19 protein-coding genes are annotated in these 22,027 nt (G+C 44.9%); 11 read left to right on the top strand and 8 right to left on the bottom strand.

Annotated elements, in window-relative coordinates; genetic code table 11:
• The first annotated feature begins 85 nt into the window (after nucleotides 1-85).
• From K6G33_RS06040 to K6G33_RS06025, 4 genes are read left to right on the top strand one after another with little or no spacing between them, the layout of a single operon-like run.
• On the top strand, nucleotides 86-1,075 hold the full coding sequence (locus tag K6G33_RS06040; RefSeq protein WP_296777340.1) for a hypothetical protein: 990 nt from the start codon (nucleotides 86-88) through the stop codon (nucleotides 1,073-1,075).
• Between the two features lie 46 nt (nucleotides 1,076-1,121).
• Nucleotides 1,122-1,889 (top strand): class I SAM-dependent methyltransferase, encoded by a 768-nt coding sequence (locus K6G33_RS06035; protein ID WP_296777339.1) that lies wholly within the window; start codon nucleotides 1,122-1,124, stop codon nucleotides 1,887-1,889.
• Between the two features lie 39 nt (nucleotides 1,890-1,928).
• A complete protein-coding gene (hslO, locus tag K6G33_RS06030; protein ID WP_296777338.1) occupies nucleotides 1,929-2,801 on the top strand; it encodes an Hsp33 family molecular chaperone HslO in 873 nt (290 codons plus the stop codon).
• A gap of 4 nt (nucleotides 2,802-2,805) precedes the next feature.
• Nucleotides 2,806-3,450, top strand: coding sequence for an HAD family hydrolase (locus K6G33_RS06025; RefSeq protein WP_296777336.1), 645 nt, complete (start codon nucleotides 2,806-2,808; stop codon nucleotides 3,448-3,450).
• A gap of 168 nt (nucleotides 3,451-3,618) precedes the next feature.
• Here the strand turns inward: K6G33_RS06025 and K6G33_RS06020 are convergent, their stop codons facing one another.
• Nucleotides 3,619-5,160, bottom strand: a complete 1,542-nt coding sequence (locus K6G33_RS06020) for a glycosyl hydrolase 53 family protein (protein WP_296777334.1) — start codon at nucleotides 5,158-5,160, stop codon at nucleotides 3,619-3,621.
• 32 nt (nucleotides 5,161-5,192) lie between these two features.
• Nucleotides 5,193-5,840 carry a nuclease-related domain-containing protein gene (locus K6G33_RS06015; protein ID WP_296777331.1) on the bottom strand — a complete coding sequence of 216 codons (648 nt, stop codon included), beginning with the start codon at nucleotides 5,838-5,840 and terminating at the stop codon, nucleotides 5,193-5,195.
• Nucleotides 5,841-5,976: 136 nt separating this feature from the next.
• Between K6G33_RS06015 and K6G33_RS06010 the strand changes: the two genes are divergently transcribed.
• Nucleotides 5,977-6,195, top strand: coding sequence for a DUF378 domain-containing protein (locus tag K6G33_RS06010; RefSeq protein WP_296777329.1), 219 nt, complete (start codon nucleotides 5,977-5,979; stop codon nucleotides 6,193-6,195).
• Nucleotides 6,196-6,289: 94 nt separating this feature from the next.
• Here the strand turns inward: K6G33_RS06010 and rpsR are convergent, their stop codons facing one another.
• From rpsR to rpsF, 3 genes are read right to left on the bottom strand one after another with little or no spacing between them, the layout of a single operon-like run.
• Nucleotides 6,290-6,532, bottom strand: coding sequence for a 30S ribosomal protein S18 (gene rpsR, locus K6G33_RS06005; RefSeq protein ID WP_028519264.1), 243 nt, complete (start codon nucleotides 6,530-6,532; stop codon nucleotides 6,290-6,292).
• 39 nt (nucleotides 6,533-6,571) lie between these two features.
• Nucleotides 6,572-7,087, bottom strand: a complete 516-nt coding sequence (locus K6G33_RS06000; RefSeq protein WP_296777327.1) for a single-stranded DNA-binding protein — start codon at nucleotides 7,085-7,087, stop codon at nucleotides 6,572-6,574.
• Between the two features lie 29 nt (nucleotides 7,088-7,116).
• Entirely contained in the window at nucleotides 7,117-7,413 is a 297-nt protein-coding gene (rpsF, locus tag K6G33_RS05995; protein ID WP_028519262.1) for a 30S ribosomal protein S6, read from the bottom strand.
• 285 nt (nucleotides 7,414-7,698) lie between these two features.
• Between rpsF and K6G33_RS05990 the strand changes: the two genes are divergently transcribed.
• The 6 genes from K6G33_RS05990 to K6G33_RS05965 all read left to right on the top strand — a co-directional run bounded on the left by K6G33_RS05990 (nucleotide 7,699) and on the right by K6G33_RS05965 (nucleotide 18,618).
• Nucleotides 7,699-8,907, top strand: coding sequence for a cation:proton antiporter (locus tag K6G33_RS05990; protein WP_296777324.1), 1,209 nt, complete (start codon nucleotides 7,699-7,701; stop codon nucleotides 8,905-8,907).
• Between the two features lie 18 nt (nucleotides 8,908-8,925).
• Entirely contained in the window at nucleotides 8,926-9,654 is a 729-nt protein-coding gene (locus K6G33_RS05985) for a CPBP family intramembrane glutamic endopeptidase (protein WP_296777321.1), read from the top strand.
• 63 nt (nucleotides 9,655-9,717) lie between these two features.
• Entirely contained in the window at nucleotides 9,718-10,194 is a 477-nt protein-coding gene (gene ispF, locus K6G33_RS05980) for a 2-C-methyl-D-erythritol 2,4-cyclodiphosphate synthase (protein ID WP_296777318.1), read from the top strand.
• Nucleotides 10,195-10,438: 244 nt separating this feature from the next.
• Nucleotides 10,439-10,846, top strand: coding sequence for a hypothetical protein (locus K6G33_RS05975; protein ID WP_296777316.1), 408 nt, complete (start codon nucleotides 10,439-10,441; stop codon nucleotides 10,844-10,846).
• 13 nt (nucleotides 10,847-10,859) lie between these two features.
• Nucleotides 10,860-11,675, top strand: coding sequence for a hypothetical protein (locus K6G33_RS05970; RefSeq protein ID WP_296777314.1), 816 nt, complete (start codon nucleotides 10,860-10,862; stop codon nucleotides 11,673-11,675).
• A 19-nt stretch (nucleotides 11,676-11,694) separates the two neighbouring features.
• Nucleotides 11,695-18,618, top strand: coding sequence for an Mbeg1-like protein (locus K6G33_RS05965; RefSeq protein ID WP_296777312.1), 6,924 nt, complete (start codon nucleotides 11,695-11,697; stop codon nucleotides 18,616-18,618).
• 230 nt (nucleotides 18,619-18,848) lie between these two features.
• Here K6G33_RS05965 and K6G33_RS05960 read toward each other — a convergent pair whose 3' ends face one another.
• From K6G33_RS05960 to K6G33_RS05950, 3 genes are all read right to left on the bottom strand, one after another.
• Nucleotides 18,849-20,093 carry a dockerin type I repeat-containing protein gene (locus K6G33_RS05960; RefSeq protein WP_296777310.1) on the bottom strand — a complete coding sequence of 415 codons (1,245 nt, stop codon included), beginning with the start codon at nucleotides 20,091-20,093 and terminating at the stop codon, nucleotides 18,849-18,851.
• A 10-nt stretch (nucleotides 20,094-20,103) separates the two neighbouring features.
• On the bottom strand, nucleotides 20,104-20,445 hold the full coding sequence (locus tag K6G33_RS05955) for a phenylpyruvate tautomerase MIF-related protein (protein ID WP_296777307.1): 342 nt from the start codon (nucleotides 20,443-20,445) through the stop codon (nucleotides 20,104-20,106).
• Nucleotides 20,446-20,580: 135 nt separating this feature from the next.
• A complete protein-coding gene (locus K6G33_RS05950; RefSeq protein ID WP_296777306.1) occupies nucleotides 20,581-21,861 on the bottom strand; it encodes a methionine gamma-lyase family protein in 1,281 nt (426 codons plus the stop codon).
• Nucleotides 21,862-22,027 lie beyond the last annotated feature (166 nt).

Genomic DNA, 22,027 nt, shown 5'->3' with positions numbered 1-22,027 from the left:
ATACTCCGCCCCTATACGATTTGCCGGAATGTCGTAAGCGGGCAGACTCTTTTTAATGAGATAGAAAGTTTTTTGAGGTGACAATATGAAAAAGTACATACTTCCTGTTATCGGTCTTGCACTTCTGACAGGCTGTGGAAAGGTAAGTGACAGCAATGTTGATGATAAGCCTATCAACATTGTATCAGGTACTGTTGAAGCTTCTTCAAGGGAAAATGATACTTATGAAAGCGAAGCTGCTTCTGACAGCAAGAAAAGTTCACATACAACTACAAAGCTTGCAGGCGAGAAGGTTTCAGGAACGACTACTGATAAAACTAAGAAATCAAACGTTCAACCTGCTACAAGGGCAAACGGCGGAAGCGACGGTGTAGTACACGGTACCACAAGAGCTGTTCCCGTTGCTCCGAGAAACAACAATACCAATCCGACAACAGCTGAACCAACACAGGAACAGACACAGGCACCTTCATTTGACACCAAAAATTGTGATTCGATCTCTTTGAGCTTTGACGAAAAGACACCGAATAAGATCGGCATATCAAGAGAGTACAGCGACGGTAAAGTAAGAGAATATCAGCACCTGAGTGTTGATACGACATATATACAGGAGCAGCTTGAAAAAGACCCGTCCAAGAAGATAACCGACTTCTTTAAAAAGGTGGATCTGGACGGCGATACGCTGCCTGACCTTTGTATATACGAAAAAGAAGACGGGCTTAACATGGTATGCAGATACTATCGTTATGATCCCGAAACAGGAGTGTATTCCTCATGGAATGAGCTGAATGCGCTTAAATACGAGGTCAGCGTCGATGCCAATAACGGTATGCTCGAAGTGTGCTTCAAGAGAGATGACAAAATAGAGTATGAGACAAAGTCCTATGAGTGGAACGCTCAGAAGCAGCTCGTGCTCAGAAGCTTCGTGCATCAGTATACAAATGATGAGAACGTTGTTCTTATCGAGTACATCGACTACGACGAAAATGGTATCGAGAGCAGCAGAAGAGTTGAGGACAGCAGCGGTCAGAGGATAGAACCTTCCGACCCTGATACACCTCATGAGGAAGAATAAGTACAGCGGTACTGCTTTCGGCTGACTTAATGAAAAGGATTGAGAAATGAGCGGATACAGTGCTTTTGCGCGGTATTATGATGAGCTTACCGCAAATATTGATTATAAATGCCGTGGAGAATACTTCCACGGCATAATTCAACGCTTCAAAAAAACAAAGGATAATATTCTCCTTGATCTTGCCTGCGGTACTGGAAGTATATCAGAGGTCATGGCAGGTCTTGGGTACGACGTTATCGGCGTTGACAATTCCGATGAGATGCTTGGGATAGCTCTCGATAAGAAGTTCGACAGCGGACATAATATACAGTATCTCTGTCAGGATATGCGCAAGCTTGATATGTTCGGTACAGTTGATATCACTATCTGCGCACTGGACAGTATAAACCACCTTGCAAGCCTCGATGATGTGCGCAGGGTGTTTGAGGGAGTTGCCTTTTTCTCGGAGCAGGACGGACTGTTCATATTCGACGTGAATACGCCGTATAAGCACCGTGAGATACTTGCAAACAATACCTTTACGTATGAGACCGAGCACGTTTACTGCGTCTGGGAGAACACTCTCGACGAGGATACCCTTGAAGTGAAAATGCAGCTTGAATTCTTCGAGCTTGAGGAAAACGGTATGTATTCACGAAGTTCTGACGGCTTTTCGGAAAAAGCGTACAGCGAGGAGGATATTGAGCGTCTGCTCAGGGAGAGCGGCTTTGAGCTGCTGGGCAAGTACGGCGATGATACCCTTGAAGCACCGAGGGCTGATTCACAGCGCATAGTTTATGCGGCAAGATGTATCAGAAACGGTCAGACTATCTAAGCGGATACTTTTATAAACCTTTCAGGAAGGATAAGTGAAATGGGAAATTTATACAGGGCAATATCTGCCGACGGTTCGGCTTTTGCGGAGGTTCTTGACGCTAAGGACATCGTTTCGGAGATAGAGCGCATACATAAGACATCGGCAGTAATAACAGCAGGTCTGGGAAGACTTACTGTGGCAGCTTCTCTCATGGGCTATATGCTCAAGGGTGATGATGACAGCGTTACTTTGCGTGTGGACGGCGGCGGCCCTTCCGGACAGCTGGTGGCAGTTGCAGACAGCCGCGGAAATGTCAAGAGCTGCGTGAACAATCCTATTGTGGAGCTTCCGCTGAATGCTCAGGGAAAGCTTGATGTAGGCGGCGCAGTGGGCAGGGACGGTACACTGTCCGTTGTCAAGGATATGGGACTGAAAGAGCCGTATGTAGGCGTTATACCGTTGGTTTCAGGCGAGATAGCCGAGGATATCGCAAGCTATTACGCGACCAGCGAGCAGATACCGACAGTATGCAGCCTTGGAGTCCTTGTAAATCCCGACCTTACAGTAAAAGCAGCAGGCGGCTTTCTTGTACAGCTGCTCCCGTTTGCTGATGAGAAGTGCATAGACATCATCGAGAAGAACGTTGCTAAGATACGTCCTGTATCTCAGATGCTCGATGAGGGTATAACTCCTGAAGAGATAGCGAATATGCTCCTTGACGGACTTGAACCGAATGTACTTGATACGGCTCGCCCTGTTTATAAGTGCGATTGCAGCCGCGAGCGTACAGAAAAGGTGCTTATCAGTATCGGCAAGGACGAATTGAAGTCCATAGCCGACGAGGGAAAGGATACCTCGGTAAGCTGCCATTTCTGCGGCAAGGAGTATGTGTTTACACCCGAACAGATACGCGGACTGATAGGGGAGTGAAGCTATGATAACGGCTGTATTTGACCTTGACGGCACTATCGCCGATACTATCTGCGATCTGGGCGACGCTGTGAATTACGGACTGGAGCGTCTGGGCTGTCCTGCTCACGATCACGAAGCGTATAAGAAAATGGTCGGCAACGGCGCTAAGAAGCTTTGCGAACGTGCGCTTCCCGAGGAGAAAAAGGAAAATTCTGCGGAGCTGCACAAGCTTTTCAAGGAATACTATTCCGAGCATTACCTTGACAAGACAAAGCTTTATGACGGCATGAAGGAGACATTGGAGAAGCTGCAAAACAGCGGAGTCGTGCTTGCTGTGGCTACCAACAAGCCCGAAGACGTGGCAAGGGAGATCGTTGAGGAGCTTCTTCCCGATATAGATTTCATCAAGGTGCTGGGCGGAGTTGACTACCGACCCACAAAGCCCGATATTGCCATACTTGTTGAGATATTTGCGGCTTTGCCCGATGTGGAGAACCGTGTGTATATGATAGGTGACAGCAATGTTGATGTGCAGACTGCAAAGAACGCAGGTATCGAGTGTATCGGCTGCGCATGGGGCTTCCGCGGACGTGAGGAGCTGAACGCTGAGGGTGCGGACTACATTGCCGAGAAGCCCGAAGATATCGCAGAAATAATATTGAAGTGAGTGCTCATTCGATTCGGGAGCGTTGTTAAGAGGACGCTTTGCGAAGCACCTTTGGACTCTGCCGAAGGAACGCAGTCCCTTTCATTGGATTAATATTTTTGACACACAGCAAGCCTGTTTTGGCGTTAGGATATAAGTTAAGCCGCTGCAATTGCAGCGGCTTTGCTATTATTTTACGATAATTGTTTTGTATGTGAGGTCATTGTCGGCGTATCCTAAGATATAGCGCTGGAGCTTCACAAGGTCGGCAACTCCAACTTCATTATCGCCGTTGAGATCAAGCTCGGCGGACTTGTTCCCTGAAACAATAGCCTTTCGCAGCTCCACAACATCGAACACATCTATAACGCCGTCGTTATTGATATCACCGAGTACTATAGTCTTTGTGCGTACAGGCTCAGTGGTAGATGTTGTGGTAGTAGTCGTGGTCGTTGAAGTGGTAGTCACTACAGGTTTTTTCTGAGGGTATATGTTGAGGAAAACGTCGAGGGACTCCAGAGGCTTGCCGTGAAAGTCGAAAAGTGCCTGATTATCGAAGGAAGAACCGCCTGATTCCGTGACATCGCGGTCGTAGCCCTTAGCGTATGAAGTTGCCCAGCCTGAGCCGTAGCTGTCCCAGAGCTGCTTCTGCTGTTCCCACGGTATATCAGGAACTCCCAGCCATGCAGGTTCCCAATAGAAAACGCCGATACCGTGACCGTTGCATTTTGAGATAGTATCGAAAACATCAGTCAGTGCCTTTATCTGACCGCCAACAGATACCTCGTATTTCATCTCACAGCTGTCCAGACCGTCACCGGCGTTGTTGCGGAAGCCGTCACCGTCCTCATTTGTGTAAGGGTAGGCGGTCTCGGCAACCATAACGTACTTGTGGTAGGTATCGCCGATTTCCGTGAGGACTTTCCTGAGGTTATCGAGAGAGCCGTGCCAGTAGGAATAATATGAAGTTGCGAATACATCATAGTCGAGGTGACACTCATTCATTATCTTTGCATACCAGCCGAAATGGCCGTTTCCGGGGTTTGCGAAGTGATGAGCGATAAGGATATTCTTACTGAAATCGCGGACAGCCTTTTCACCGCTTGAAAACAGGTCACATATCTTGTACATATCCTTTTCATCGCAGAAATAGCACTCTGTCTCGTTGCCCACCTGTACCATGCCGATGTCGCTGCCGTTTTCGGTAAGGTATTTCAGCACCCATGAAGTCCACTTGTATATCTCGCCCTTGAGGGTATCATGGTCGTGCTGTTTCCAGTATTTTGGGCGATACTGCTTTGCAGGGTCTGCCCAGAAGTCGGAATACTGTATATCAGCGAGGAGCTTCATGCCGTGCTCAGCAGCGCGTTTGCCTATTTTTGCTGCTGTTTCAAGGTCTGAGTGACCGCCGCCGTAGCTGTGACCGTTGCTGTCATAGGGTTCGTTCCATATTCTTACGCGGATATAGTTTACGCCGTGGTCAGCAAGCACCTGAAAGATGTCCTGAACATTTCCGTTGTCGTCATAGAATTTCATGCCTGCCTCTTCCAGTGAGATGATGGAAGAGATATCTACGCCGCGTATAGGTTCACCGCCGTTTATACGGCTGTCGAAATTGCTGAAAGTAACAGAGGGAATATTAGCTGCAAGCGGCTTGCTGCTGCACCTTATGGCAGTAGGGCAGGCGATAGCGGCTGCTGCAGCCAGCGTGATAAAACTTTTGAACTTCATAATAAACTCCTTTTTAATATCCTTAGTTTTTCTTAGTCGTTCTTCTTGCGAGTTCTTATCCACATCTTCTTGAAGGGATTTTTTACCTGCATATCGCTGAAATAGTTATAAAGAACGTCCTGATTGCAGCCTGCATCGGGGAGCGAGCTGTAATACTTTTCGAGTCCCTTGATATCCATGCCTATCTCTGACGGGAATTCGATATCCTTGTCGGAGAATACAACAGCGCCGTTTACAGGAGTCTTATCAAAACCGCCTTTTTTAAGGTGGTGGATAACGTTGTCTATATGAGTCTTGTTCTGCATCTGAGGGTTATAGAACTTATGGGTCTTGCTTCCGATGGTATGGGTGAGGTTCTTGCCCGAGCCTGTTACCTTACCCGAGATGCCCTTTGTTTCGATCACGAGAACGCCGAAGCGGCCGAAAACAAGGTGATCGACCTCGCAGGCTTTATTATAGAGGGGGAGATAAGCATTGTTTATGATCCTGATATGATCTTTTTTGCCTAATTTTTTTATAAACTTTGCCACTTTTTTCTCGGCAGCTCTGCCTTTGCGCTTGCCCTTGCTGAAATGGACGCATATATATAGAATGAGCAGAAGTAAAGCAGCGGCGATCACGGCGTAAAGCTTCCAGTTGATCTTATCCGCGGCGAAAAGAGATATGATTTGATATTCCATAATTTTCTCCTTAAAAAATGTATAAACGAGAATTATGCGGTGATAATAGCTTTGTACCAATGAAGCGCGGTTCAGACCGCGGTCAGAGGTGTGGCGCGGAATGCGTCGAAAACCCGAATAAAGAGGTGTACTCAATATGTGGGACAAACTTGCGCTTATTCTTCTCATAATCGGAGGAATAAACTGGGGACTGGTCGGTATATTTGAATTTGATATGGTCGGCTGGCTTTTCGGCGGAACTGACAGCGTATTGAGCCGTGCGGTCTATATCCTTGTGGCGATATCGGCGGTATGGTGCATATCACTGCTTTTCCGTACCGACGAGGAATTCGCCGTACAGCGTGCGGACCGTTAGACCCCATGATACGCTCCTTCATAGATGCCGTAAGGAGCGTTTACATACGGATATGCAAAAAGGGAGGCAAAACGCCCCCCTTGAATTTTTATGATTAGTCGCTGATGTAAGGAAGCAGAGCGATGTGTCTTGCTCTCTTGATAGCAACTGTAAGCTCACGCTGGTGGTAAGCACAAGTGCCTGTAACACGTCTTGGAAGAATCTTAGCTCTCTCGGTCATGCACTTTCTGAGCTTAGCGAGATCCTTGTAATCAATTTTCTCGATTCTGTCAGCACAGAACATACAAACCTTCTTGCGTGGTTTCTTCGAGGGACGGGAATTTCTTTCCTTTTCCATGACTTTTCCTCCTATCGTAATAAAGTAAAGTTAACTTACTCAGAACGGAACGTCGCCGTCGCTGAGAATTTCCTCAAAATCGCTGAGGTTGCCGTAAGACATACTGTCATTAGCAGCCGGCTGCTGTGGAGCTGCCTGCTGTGGAGGAGCAGAATAATTGTTATTGTAATTGTTCTGAGGAGCATTGTAGCCGCCGTTATTATAACCGCCGCCGTTGCTGCCGCTCTCATTTTTTCCGCCTACGAACTCGACATTATCAACGAAAACATCGGTGGTGTAATGAGTTACATCAGAGTGATTTCTGTCCTGATAGCTGCCAGTTCTGAGGCTACCCTCAACGCAGATGAGTTTGCCCTTATTGAAATAACGGGAAACGAACTCGGCAGTCTGTCTCCATGCTGTACAGCTGATGAAATCAGCCTGTCTTTCGCCGGTACTCTTGTCAGCAAAACGTCTGTCAACAGCAACAGTGAATCTGCACGAAGCGACACCGCTCTGAGTCTGTCTGAGTTCAGGATCGGCAGTGAGCCTTCCAACTAAAATAACCTTATTCATCTGAGCGCCTCCTAAATAATGAAGTAGAATTATTCAACAACTGTTACGAGTGAACGAAGAACGCCGTCTGTGATGTTGAGACGTCTTGAAAGATCAGCAGGATAATCGGGCTGTGACTGGAATGTATAGATCACATAGTAACCCTCTGTCTCGTCCTCGATAGGATATGCAAGCTTGCGCTTACCCCAATCCTCGTTGACTTCAACAGCTTCAGCGTGACGCTCGATTCTCTCCTTGAACTTTTCTACGAGAGCCTTCATAGGCTCCTCGCCGTTCTTGAGGCTGAAAACAACCATTACTTCATACTTAGCGGATACCTTTGCCATTTAGCACACCTCCTTCTGGGATCATGCCCGACAACTTACTGCGGGCAAGGATAATATTGTATCTGTTTACACACGATACTCAAATATTATATCATTTCATTGGCAGCTTGTCAAGCTTTTTTTGAAATTAGTTATCTGGTACCGAAAAACAGGTTCTTTTTCTTGAAATTTAGCAGAAATGTCAATGATGATGCCGCTAACATTGACAAACGTAAAGCTTCATAGTATAATAATAGTATATGGGAGCAGTTCTGCTCCCTTTATTTACGAAAGGATATGAATTGAATGGAAACCTACATTATACTGAAGGATCTTGCGATCATCTTCATATGTGCCAAGGGGGCGGGGCTCCTTGCGAGGAAGATAAAGGCTCCGATGGTAGTTGGAGAGATAATCGCAGGACTTATCATCGGACCGTGTCTGCTGGGATTTGTCAAGCCTACTGACTTTATCAGTCAGATGGCGGAGATCGGCGTTGTACTCATTATGTTCTCGGCAGGACTTGAGACCAATCTGCAAGAACTGAAAAAATCGGGATTTGCAGCCTGTATGATAGCCTGTGCGGGAGTGCTCCTGCCGCTTGTGGGCGGAAGTCTGCTGTATATGAGTATATACGGCTTTGCCGAATTTGGCTCGGACGAGTTCTTCAAGGCGGTATTTATAGGCTGCATCATGACTGCGACCTCTGTCGGCATCACGGTAGAGGTGCTGAAGGAAATGGGCAAGCTGAAAAGCCGAGTTGGACAGACCATACTCAGTGCAGCCATAATCGACGACGTTATCGGCATAATTGTCCTTACATTTGTACTCGGATTCAAGGACCCCAACAGTAATACGCTTCTTGTTACGGGCAAGATATTCCTGTTCCTCGTGCTTTCACTGGTGATAGGTTTCGTTATATACAAGCTTTTCAAGTTATACGATGAAAAGTATACTCATACAAGACGTATTCCGATAATAGCTATCTCGCTGTGTTTTGCAATGGCTTATATTGCCGAGAAATATTTCGGTATCGCTGATATCACAGGTGCGTATATAGCAGGCATAATCCTTTGCAACGTTCGTGATGCAGAGTATATCGATCGCCGTGTAAGTATCAACGGCTATATGTTCTTTGCGCCTGTATTCTTCGTTGGCATTGGTCTCAAAACTGATTTCAGCACTGTGGATTCAAGCATGATAATCTTCTCCATAGGCTTCGTTATCGTAGCTATGCTTACTAAGGTCATAGGCTGCGGACTTGTCTCAAGGTGCTTTAAGTACAGCTGGGGAGACTGCCTGAAAATAGGCGCGGGAATGATGACAAGAGGCGAGGTTGCTCTTATTATCACCAATAAGGGATTGGGACTCGGTATTATTGATTCATCGTATTTCACGGCAGTAATACTTCTTATTATAGTTTCAAGTATAGTAACTCCGATAGTGTTGAAGATGCTTTTCAGCAAGTTGGGAGATGACGATGAAAAGGAAGCTGCGGTACAGGCTGCGAAATAATACAGAATAAGGTGAAAAATGAAAGCAAAAAGTCGTGATATAAACATCTTTATGGTAGGTGTTATTACAGCAGTAATATTTATTATACAATATGTATTCAGTTTTATCGGAGGTCATATATCGGGACTTTTTGATTATTCTGTCATCGACAGCGATGATCTGTTTATGCGAATATCGGTTCACCATATAGTACAGATGTTATGTGCTGTCATGCTTATTATCATACTGAACCGATCCTGCAAGATCAAAGGGTTCAAGCTACAGCCCGAGTTTGATGCCAAAGGATTAAAATACACCGTTATTTTCTGCTCGGTAATTGCTGTGTATTATCTTACTATATATATTATCGGCAGTATCACCGATACCATAAATGTTTATGACTATGAACTCAATAAGATCAATATAACAGGACACCTTGCTTTTCAGTTACTGATTTCGGGACCTTCTGAGGAGATACTGTTCAGAGCATTGCCCATAGCAGTATACATTCATTTTTTGAGATCGGACAGCAAAAAGAACAGAGTTATTGCAGTTGTTCTTTCAGCCCTTTTATTTGCAGCAGCACATATCAACTTCAGAGAGTTGACGGTTTCGTGGTTTCAAGTCTGCTATGCTTTTGCCCTCGGACTTGCATATGGATTTGTTTTGGTACGCTCCAAAAGCGTTGTTTACCCTATGATAATGCATAGCGTGAGCAATGTTGTCTCTGTCGGAGGCTGCTATCTGTATATGCTGTATTTTATGTGAAAATACTTTACCAAAGTTGCAACTATAAAAAAGAAGGTGGTAACCTTCTGAAAGGAGAAAGATATGTTCAGGATAGGTCACGGTTACGACGTTCACAAGCTGGTAGAGGGAAGAAAGCTCATACTCGGCGGAGTTGAGATACCTCATGTTACAGGACTTCTCGGACACTCGGACGCTGATGTGCTCGTTCATGCGATAATGGACGCTATGCTCGGTGCTCTGGCAATGGGGGATATAGGACATCTTTTCCCCGACAACGACGACAGCTTCAAGGACGCAGACAGCATGAAGCTTATGGCGGAGGTCTGCCGCAGAGTAAGAGCCGAGGGCTGGGAGATAGGCAATATTGACGCGACTATAATCGCACAGGCTCCCAAGCTTGCGCCTCATATATTGACTATGCGCGAAAATATCGCAAAGGTTTGCGGCTGTGATGTATCGCAGATAAGCGTAAAGGCAACTACTGAGGAGCACTTGGGCTTCACAGGCGAAAAGCTGGGAATGTCAGCTCATGCTGTAGCACTTATGTATAAGGAATAATTAAACGGCGCACTATGGTGCGCCGTTTTTATATACCGCATGGATTTGAGCATATAATAAAAGGAAAAGTGAAGTCGCTTAGATACTGTTTACAACTAAATAAATAACGGATAATAGATTAAATATATAAGCGGATGCTTTTAAATTAATGACAGATGTAACTTTACAAATCAAAAAAAAAATGATATAATGAGCAGTAGAAAATGTTTTTATCCAACCATTTAATTTTGATAAGGTGAAAGTTATGAAAAGGGAACTCTTTATCATATGTTGCAGTTTATCTATGATCTTATTCGGCTGTGATGAAAAAAACGATCTTTATAAAGAATTTGATACTAAAAAAGCTAAAAAGACCGCACTTGAATATATGAATGAAAAATATGATAAGGATTTTTACGTAGTAAGCAGTAATAAAAACGATGTTAATATCACTGATTCGGTGTATAAAAAAAGTCTTATATCAAAATTAAAAGAAGATCTGGAAGAAAAATGTTTTCAGACCTTCTCAAACGATTATATCAGGGGCGGCATTTTTTCATTCGATGATGATTTCTATTCAGAAATTCAAAAATTGAATGAAAGCGGAAATGAGCTTCCAACAAATTATGAGTATAAAGCAATTCATGAAGAAGTATTTAAAATGCAAAATTGATAAGGTGAAAACTATGAAAAAGAAAAAGCATTACATTAGATCAACTGTTTTATTATTGAGTGTTGCAATGTATTGTGGGTTATGCGGCTGTTATGTGCCTATCGGCAAAAAAGACGATACCACTGTTAATGAACCGACATCAGCTGTAACACCAACAGCTGACCGTTCTGTACTGACAGAAAGACAAAAGGCGATACTTGCAGAAAATGGACTTCCAACAGATATCGACAAGTTAGAGTCGAATCAGAAGAGAGGTATAATGAATATTGAGAATGCATTTTTGTATCTTGATGAAAAGTACAAAGGTGTAGAATTTGAGTGCCTTTCTCATGATTCGGCATGGATAATGGGTCAGGAAAAAACAGCTTTTGTTCCCAAAGGATATGACAAGGAAGATAGCCGCAATATTGTCACTGTTGAAAAAGACAGAGACGGCAATTATTCTGATAAATATATACTTGTAGCGGTAAGAGAAGCTATGGAAAAAGTCGTTACTGATTATGTTGAGGCATATTTTGGAGAAGGTAATGTTAAAGTATATGTCTATCCATGCTCAGCAGATATGGAATATGATGATGTAATAAATGAAAATACTGTAAAGGATAAAGTAGAATCCACAGCGGTACTATTTGTACCTGATGAAGAATGTACTGAAGCGCAGTTAGATGCTTTTTCAGATACATATTTAAATGATGGACATGATTTTGTATGTAATTTCAGAGCTACGATAATCAGAAAGGAGGATTTTGACCGCTTGACATACAAAAATCATTCCGATATGTATGATAGGGATCATATGATCTATGATATCGATATCAATATGAAATAATTAAAGAGGAGATTTAATAATGGTATTTTTTACAGCAGAAGAACTATGTATGATTGAAATGCTCACTTATTTTAATGAAGCAAGTGATGATATTTATGAGGCAGCGTCTATAGACGAAGTTAATCGTATTACATTTAGTAGTGAAAAAAGTAAAGGCAAAACAGTTGGTGAAATACTTAGTAAATTTGACGATGATAAGATCGCACTTCTTAAAGGCAATGATGACATAATTGATACTGATTTCTTTATAAGTGCAAAAGAATGGGGACAGGTAATAGGATATATTCTCAGCAATGAGAGAATATCAAATCTTAGATTTACAGATTTTCTTAATTCACCTAATGGAACAAAGAAGCTTGCGCTGTGTTTTACAGATGATGAAACACCTGATGAAGCAGTTGTTGCTTTTCTTGGAACAGCCAATTATGATGAATGGCTTGACGATGTAAAAGCGGCTAAAATGACTGATTCTCCATGTCAGGAAGATGCGTTGAATTATATAAACAGCCTGCCTTATAGTGATATTACTGTCACCGGTCACTCAAAGGGCGGCAATAAGGCTATGTATTGTGCTATCCTCAGTGATAAGATAACAAGATGTGTAAGTTTGGACGGACAGGGCTTTTCAAAAGATTTTATTACTAAATATGCAAATAAAATAAGTGAAAGAGCGGGTCATATTTCAAATTACTCTCTTAGTACGGATTTTGTGCATATACTGCTTGAACAGCTGCCCGGAACAAATCAGTATTATTGTGAAGGCTATGGTCTTGAAGCTCCAAGTTATGATTGGAATGATATAGGAAGCATTGTTGCACAGAATCACAGCCCGAATTCTTTCTTCAGAACAGATGGAGATTCGATCGCAACTGAAATAGATTTTGCAGGACGTGTTACTCCAATATTTGATATTATTTCTGAAAATGAACAATCAATACTATTAAAGAAATATGTTTCGTATCTTCTTAATTTGAATGACAAAGGCGCTTATGATGCTCTTATTGATTATGTAGAATCAATTATGGGAGCGGTTCTTGATAATGCAAATATCGAAGCAACAATATTTGGCAAACTTCCTCAGCTTGCAACTCTTATAGGATATACAATGCGCTTTATTGATTCAAATAACCTTGATCTTGATGATGCAAGAGAGATAGTTTATTCACTTGGAATGGATAAATTTGATACTTTGTCATTTATTATCGAATTAGCGACCAATAGTGAATATACCAAGCTTCCAAAGGTTTTGGAAGGAGCTTTAAAATTAGTTGGCAATCAGTTCAAAGATGGAGAAGATGATTATCTTCTCAAACAGATCATTTGGGATATTGCGGGTGATTTCCTTAGTGATCATTATCTTGATAAAGATGATTTTTATTATTTGTGGGATACTATTGAAAGTAAGTATGCAGAAGCAAGAGATGCTGAAAATAGTGTATATGATGCAAATAACGGCATAGTAAAGGATTGCCTTGACTATATTCGCACTGTTGAATTCCAGACAATGGTAAACAACGACAGCAGGGTAGCAGATATAATAGCTGATCTTGAAGAATTCATTGAAGACGGCGAAACAACTGATGAACTGCCGGATGCTTTTGATGATCTCAAGGAACTCCTTTCGGATCATGGATATGATCTCATCGTAACTGATGATGAAAAAAATTATAGCGCAGGTCCTAATAAGAAAACAGTCGTATTTCTTGGCAAGGGAAATGACACATTTATCGGCGGAAGATATAAAGATATCATATTTGGCGGTGATGATATTGATACTATCGCAGGCGGACAAGGCAATGATACGATTCACGGCGGTAAAAGCAATGATTTACTTTACGGCGATGACGGAGATGATAACATCTTCGGTGATGACGGCGACGACGCGATAGAAGGCGGCGAAGGCAACGATACTATCCACGGCGGCAGCGGAAAAGACACTATCCACGGTAATGGCGGTAATGATAATCTCTATGGAGATTATGGCAAAGACGCTGAAGAAGGCGATATAATCTACGGCGAAGACGGTAATGATAATATCTACGGAAGCTATAACAAAGATTACCTTTACGGCGGCAATGATAACGACTATATTGAAGGAAGAGCAGGCAGCGATACTATCTATGGCAATGAAGGCGCTGACACTATAGACGGCGGTTCGGGAACCGACTATTTATACGGTGGCGGAGGAAACGATACATATATATTCAACAAGGATATATATGGCAGTTCATCAAATCAGGGACACGTTGATGACCACGATTATGTTAATGATTCTTTTGGAACCAACTATGTTTTATTCAAAAATGTTCCTACAGATCTGAAGAGCTTCAAGGAAGTAATCAGTTTTGAAAAATCGCTCAACAGCGTTATTATCAAGTCAAAACAGACAGGCGCTTCAATGAAGCTTACAAACTATTATACAAATGACGAAAACTTCTACTTTGAGATAGACGGCTTGAGCGGTACATATATCCTCAATGAAGACATGGAGCTTGAGAAGAAGCAAGGTTCTGGCGGCGGCACATTCGTAGGCGGTCCGTGGGACGAACTCAGAGATGATACATCAGGAACACTTCCGGGTGATTATGATAGTGCAGGACAGGCACAGCCTCCTCGTGATCCGCTTATAATCGACCTCAATAATGACGGCGTTCATACCACAAATGTAGAGAATGGCGTTTACTTTGATATAGACAATAACGGATTTGCAGAAAAGACCGCATGGATAGATACTGTGGACGGTTTCCTTGTATATAACCGCGATGAGGATAATAAGATCACGAACGGTTCTGAGCTGTTCAGCGATCAGGTAATACTTCCAAGCGGAAAGAGATCTGCAGACGGTTTTGAGGTACTCAAAACATTCGATACCAACAACGACAACGTTGTAAATGCAAAGGATGCTCATTTTGCTGACCTTCGTGTATGGATCGACAAGGATCATAACGGTGTTACGTATTTCCCTGTGTCTGATACTGAAGAAGAGCTTGCTAAGAAGGAGCTCTTTACACTTGCTGAGCTTGGCATAACCTCAATAAGCACAGTATCGCATTCTCCCGAAGGAGAGCCTGAGGACGCACCTAATAAGGAGCTCTTTGCTGATGTCATGATCAACGGCGTTAAGCACAATATCTCCGAGCACTGGTTCGAGGCTTCGACTTTTGATACACAGGAGCTCCACACAGAGGGCGTTGATGATGATCTTACATCATTCGGCAACCTTCACAGTGTAACTTACGCACTTGAGCATGATACAGACGGCTACCTCACGAATCTTGTTGATACATTCAAGGCATCGGAGGATTATGTTGAAAAGCGTATCCTCACAAAGAAGATACTCTATCATATATCAGGAGCCGACAATATAGCAAGCAATTCAAGAGGCAGCGCAATTGATGCCCGTGACCTGCACGTTATTGAAACTATCATGGGCGTTGAATCGTTCATCGGTGCAGGAAACAGCACAAATCCTAATACCAATGCTGCTGCGATACTGAAGAAGATGTATGCAAAGTTCGAGGAGCTCTATTTCAATCTTCTCAACAGAGACAGCAAGGCAGCATATATACTCGATACAGTATCTGTCACTGTAAATGAAAACGGTCAGCGTGTATTCAATCTTGAAGAGCTCAGTGCAGTACTTGGAGAGCAGACTGATACAAACGGTGAAGCAAGTGATATCATATGCAGCATCTGCTCATATCTCAAAGCTTATGACAACGTTTACGGTACAAATTTTGTATCTCAGTTCGTAAGTGCTCACCCTGAGTCGGCTGAAACAGTTGCACGTTACAACAATGCAGTTGTAGTTATCGGTTCTGATGGCAATGATACTGTCAACGGAACATCGGAAAACGAGATCATCTGGTCAGGTGACGGAAATGATACTATAAATGCTTCATCAGGCAATGATACTATCTTCGGCGGCAGTGGAAATGACAAGATCAGTGCAGGTGCAGGAAACGACATAATTTATGGCGAGGACGGAAGCGACAATATAGATGCTGATGCAGGAAACGATATCGTTTACGGCGGTGACGGAGATGACAATATCAGTGCAGGTGCCGGCGATGATCTGATCTACGGTGAAGAAGGAAATGATACCGTCAGCGGAGACGCAGGCAATGACGTTATTTATGGCGGAAACGGAAACGATACTCTCAGCGGTGGAGCAGGCGATGACGTTCTTTATGGTGATAAGGGTGACGATATCCTCAATGGCGGTGAAGGCAATGATGCACTTTACGGCGGCGAGGGAAGCGACTCTCTCAGCGGCGGTACAGGTGATGATATACTGTACGGCGGAAAGGGCAGAGATACATACTACATCAATGCAGATCACGGCAATGATGTCATTTACGATTCAGAGGGTCTGAGCGCACTTATATTCGGCGACGAGATAAGCGCTGATGACTACACTCTCAGCGTAGATATAAACAACGGCATCGTACTCACACATATAGAAACAGGCGAGACTATCAGCCTTCCTGACTTTATCAATGTTCCTGAGAATTATGACTTCGTCTTCGACGGCGATAGCAAGATACTCGGCGGCGGTGATTCACGTCAGGTGATCGAAGGAACTGACGGCGACGATACTATCACAGCAGGCGACGGCTTCAATATCATCAGAGGCGGCGCAGGTGATGATACTATTACAGGCGGCGACAACCTCAACTTCATCTACGGCGGCGAAGGCAACGATACTATCACAGGCGGAAACGGCACAAATATAATCCGCGGTGAAGACGGCGACGATACCATTACAGACGGCAACGGAAGTAGCCACCTTGACGGCGGAAACGGTAATGATGTTATCAATGCAGGCGGCGGCAATGATGTTGTTCTCGGCGGTGCAGGTGCTGACAAGCTCTACGGCGAAGACGGTGACGATGTTATCGCAGGCAATGACGGTAACGATGAGATCTACGGCGGAAACGGCGACGATACAGTCTATGCTGACGAAGGAAATGATTTTGTTCGCGGCGAAGACGGAAATGATTCACTGTTTGGCGGCGACGGAGATGATACTCTCTACGGCGACGATGGCGATGATTACCTCGAAGCAGGGAACGGCAATGATAACCTCTACGGCGGCGCAGGAAATGACGTATTTGTCGGCGGCGAAGGCGTTAATAATATGTACGGTGACGACGGAGATGATGTATTCCACGGCGGCAACGGCATAAACAATATGTACGGCGGTGACGGTGATGATAACTTCACAGGCGGCGAGCTTGCAGATCTTATCATGGGCGGCAGCGGCAACGATACTATGAACGGCGGCAACGGCAATAACCGTATGTTCGGTGAAGACGGTGACGACGCTATCTACGGCGGAAATGACGACGATTATATCGAAGGCGGCGAGGGTGATGATTCACTTTACGGCGGCAATGGTATAAATACAATTTACGGCGGCGACGGCAACGACATTATCTACGACGGCGACAACAACAGCTTCCTCTATGGCGGTGACGGTGATGACCAGATCCGTGCAGGCGGCGGTTCAGATGTTCTTGACGGCGGCGCAGGAAATGACTTCCTCCAGAGCGACCACGGCGGAGATACATACATCTTTGATATCGGCTATGATGTTGATACTATCCATGCTTCGGGCGACCTGAATACAATTGTTATCCACGGCTATACAACAGCGGATATGCATAATACCAGAATGCCGAATAACGATCTTGTTATCGACTTTGGTGAGGATACAGGCGACAGACTTATTGTCGAAGGCTTCTTCAACTTCAACAGCAACCGCGACTTCAATTTCGTATTTGATGATGAAACTGTTCTTGAACAGCATCAGATCGAAGCAGTAAATGCACCTGTTTACGGCACATCTGACGATGATCAGCTCTTTGCTGTTGACAACAGCGGCTGGAGCATTATCGCAGGTGACGGAAATGATAAGCTTAACGGCGGTTCAGGCAATGATATCCTTGACGGCGGAGCAGGCGATGATATTCTCAACGGAGGCACAGGCGCTAACACTTACGTTTACGGTATGGGTTATGATGTTGATACTATTGAAGCATCAGCAGACAGCTGCACTATCGTTATCCACGGCTATAGCGCAGAGGATATGAACAGTGTACGTGAAAACGATAACAGCCTCTCGATCAGCTTTGGCGATGAAACAGGAGATAAGCTTATCGTCAAGTCCTTCTATGAGGATTATCTCGACCGCAATTATCAGTTCGTATTTGACGACGGAACAGTTCTTGGCAAGTCTGATATCAATGCTAAGGCAGCTCCGATCATTGGTACTGACGGAGATGATAATATCTACGCAACTAATGGCGATGACATTATTGACGGCGGTGCAGGAAATGACACACTTGCAGGAAGCAACGGCGAGGATACATACATCTTCGGCAAGGGCTACGGTCAGGATTCTGTCAACGAGTGGGGCAGCGATCACAGCTTTGTTGTATTCAAGGACATCAATTCCGACGAGATCACAGTTTCTGACCAGTGGGGTTCAAACCTCCTTATCTCTGTAAACGATACAGAGGACGTTCTCACGGTAAGCAACTTCAAGTGGGGACAGGCTACCTACACATTCAGTTTTGCAGACGGTGCAGAGGGTTATGTGGACAAGAACACATGGGAACTCGTGCTCACAAAGCAGCCTGATACCGTTGAGGAAGAAGACATCGAGCAGACATTCACAGAATATCTCAGCGATATTTATTCCGATGATATTTTCGGCGGCGAAATTACTGCTGAAAACACAGTGATCTCTGATGTAAACGACAGTGCGGTCATTGGTGAAGAGAGCAAGGATATCTCGGATATAGCAAATATCCAGACCATGCTGCTTGTAGAGAATATGTCGGCATTCAGCAATGACAGTCAGGTATCCGACGGTATCAATATCGGCGATATCACAGCAGACACATCTGCACTCGATCAGCTTCTTATCAATTCATAAGTTCAAGGGAACACAAATAAGACCACCCGTACCTAAGCTATTCATATAGAAGTAATAAGCCATAGTATTTCTGATCTGAAGTCAGAAGTACTATGGCATTTTTTTACCAAGCAGAATCGAACTGTTAGCCCTGCAAGGGAGCTGACCTGTGTTCATGAGCTGCAAAAATGCCCCGAAGCACTTTGAATGCTTCGGGGCAAAACTTTTTATATGAGTATCCGAACTTTTACTCAGTCTATGGGAAGTGACTTGTACTTTCCGAGGAGATAAAGCTGGATCGCCAGTGCATCTTCGGTAGATACGCCGTTATTTCCCTGTACGTCGGCATTTGTAAGTCCCTGCTCGGTGATGTGATGCTTGTCAGAGCCGTTTTTGCCGTACTTGTCAGGGTTAGCCAGTGACTGCATTATGATTACAACGTCAGCCATATCGACATCCCTGTCACAGTTTGCATCGCCGTAGACGGGCTTTGCTACAGGTTTTGAAGTAGTTGAAGTTGTGGTAGTAGTTGTAGTCGTTGTAGTCGTAGTGGTTGAAGTAGTTGTCGGCGGCTTGTTCTCTATAGGAGCCATACTCGGTTCGCCGTCGCCCCACCAGTCCCACGGATTACCTTCGCGGTATTTAGCCATATTTCCGCCTGCCGCTGTCCATGTGAACACGTTATCGTAGAGGTGTCCCTCATAGTAGTAGAACTGTGCCATTGCACAAATCTCATCAGCGTAGGTCTTGTATGCGCCGCTGTCCTCAGCCATGTAGCACCAGCCTGTATTGAAGCCTTTGAGACTGTTTCTGATGACCTGATAGCCGTGCATTTTTTCCTTATTGATGCATATTTCTGCAAAGTGAAGTATCTTTCTGATACCCATATGATTGGAGATTATGCAGTCATAGAAGTTGGACGGTGTAAATGAGTACTGGAACATTTCGGGAACATTGTCCTCGGGCATGAATGTAGGATCACAGTCTGCAAATGCGGTAACAGCGGTCTGCATAGTACCGTAAGCGTGGGCGGAGTTCACACCCCAGCCGTCTTCGTAGGCGGTTTCGTGGTCTGAACCGATCTTGCCCTCACCGAGAGTGGATTCTCTTGAACCGAGACCGAGGAAAAGAGCGTACATTTTTTCGCGGTCTGTCTGACCGAGACGGGTGGAGATAAGATCCCAGTGCTCGTCAATTTCCTTATAGAGAGCATACTTTACTTCCTGAACGGTCATTTTGTGGTTGATGGCACGGATCTCGGCAGCAGAAGCATCGGCAGGAGTATTTCTTTCGCCGAAATTCAAAGGATTGCCAACGCCCTCTTTCTGAACGTCGCGTGAAGTATCGTGCAGTGGGTCACAGGTGCTTCCTGCGAAGTACCACTCGTCGGCAGAAGCAGTAAGCTCATAGTTTTTATTGCCTGCGATAGTCGGCACATAAGCTGAAACGCATACAACAGCTGCTGTCAGTATGCCGCAGAATCTTTTAAGTTTCATAAATATCACCTCAGAAGTTTGAACCGTTCCAGCCCCATTCGTTGGTACTTGTGTATTTGACGTACACGCGGTCGGACGGTATACCTATGTTGTCAGTAAGAATGCCAGTGATGTGGCTTGTGAGAGTTACGAGCGCATTTGAAGAAGCACTGCCGAAGATAGAGACCTCTACCATAGCAGCAGGAGCGTCCTCGCCCTTGAACCAGAGGTCGTATTCAGGCTGAATGCCTACCATGAGCCAGCTCTCAGATTTACCTGGGATAGCTGTGATAGCGCGTCCCATAGCGGATTTGATAGATGTTTTCTGTTCCTCTGAAACAGATACGTTTGTTTTAACGTCGATGAATGGCATGATATTTTCCTCCTCATTTTTATTTAGTTAAGAGTTCAGAGCTGAAAGCTGCGAAGCCTCTTGCGGCGACATTAACTATCAGCTATGCACTTTCAACTTTTAACTTGATCGAAATAACGTGAACGGAATTTCGATTTATAATTTTATAAGTCCCTCAGAAAGCATTTCCTGAGCTGCGAGCATTACGCCCAGCTTGCCGCTTGTGTAGGTGATGCCGCCCTGCATCCATACTGCGAATGGTTCGCGGAGGGGAGCGTCAGCGGAAAGCTCTATGGAAGCGCCGTTGGTGAAAGCGCCTGCCGCCATGATGACCTGACTTGAATAGCCGGGCATATCCCAAGGCTCGGGAGTTACGAAGGAGTCCACGGGAGCGCCCTTCTGGATACCGCGGCAGAATGCGCAGAGGTGTTCCTCATCGCCGAGCTTTACGGCAGTGATTATATCTCCGCGTGGGTCGTCCTTGCGTGGAGAGCACTCGAAGCCAAGCATAGTAAAGAGCTCGCTTGCGAAAGTGCAGGTCTTTATAGCATTTGCAACAACGTCGGGAGCGAAGAATATTCCCATGAGCATTTCGCGGTTCATACCGAGAGTACAGCCCACTTCCTTGCCCATGCCGACGCAGGTAAGACGATATGAGCAGAGCTCTACGAGATCAGCTCTACCAGCGATATATCCGCCTGTGCGAGCGATACCGCCGCCTGCATTCTTGATGAGCGAGCCGATGATAACGTCAGCGCCTACAGCGGTAGGCTCTCTGTCCTCGACGAACTCGCCGTAGCAGTTGTCAACCATTACAATGATATCGGGATTGCCTTTTTTAGCGGCATTTATCATTTTTTCGATATCGGCTATCGTGAAAGCTCCGCGGAGAGAATAGCCGCGTGAACGCTGTATGTAAGCGACTTTAGCGTCCTTGACAGCTTTGGTTATCTCGTCGAGCTTAGGAGTTCCGTCGTCGTTGAGGTCTACCTGACCGTACTCAACGCCGTAGTCCATAAGAGAGCCGTTACCCTTTGTGCCGCTGATGCCGATGACTTCTTCGAGGGTATCGTAGGGCTTGCCTGTAATGGAAACGATCTTGTCGCCCATTCTGAGAACTCCGAAAAGCGCAACAGACAAGGCATGAGTGCCGGATACGAAGTTGAAGCGCACAAGAGCGTCCTCAGCGCCGAGAGCCTGAGCGAAGACCTTGTCGATGACCTCGCGTCCCATATCTCCGTAGCCGTAGCCTGTGGAGCCATAGAAGCAGGGTTCGCTGACCTTGTTGTCGGAGAAGGCTTTGAGCACCTTAGCTCCGCAGTATTCAGCGTTAGCATCTATTTTTTCAAAAGCTTCTGCGCAGTTCTTTTCTGCCTGAGCGGCAAGCTCAGAGAGCCTGCTGTCGAAGCCGTATAATTCGTTTATCTTATTATTCATGTTTTATCCTTTCGATTGATTTTGGGACTATTTGTAGGGGCCGCCGCCCTCGGCGTCCCGTTGAGGGAACGCCCTCACTTGCAGGGCGTTCCCTCTTTCAAAACAATCCACTGGATTGTTTTGAAATTCACCCTTTGCGGAGCGCCTTCGTAACTGCGGGGCTTTG

The organism is Ruminococcus sp. (assembly GCF_024691275.1).
Lineage (GTDB): Bacteria > Bacillota > Clostridia > Oscillospirales > Ruminococcaceae > Ruminococcus.
Note: the sequence above shows the minus strand (reverse complement) of the source record. Positions and strands in the feature narration are given on the sequence as shown.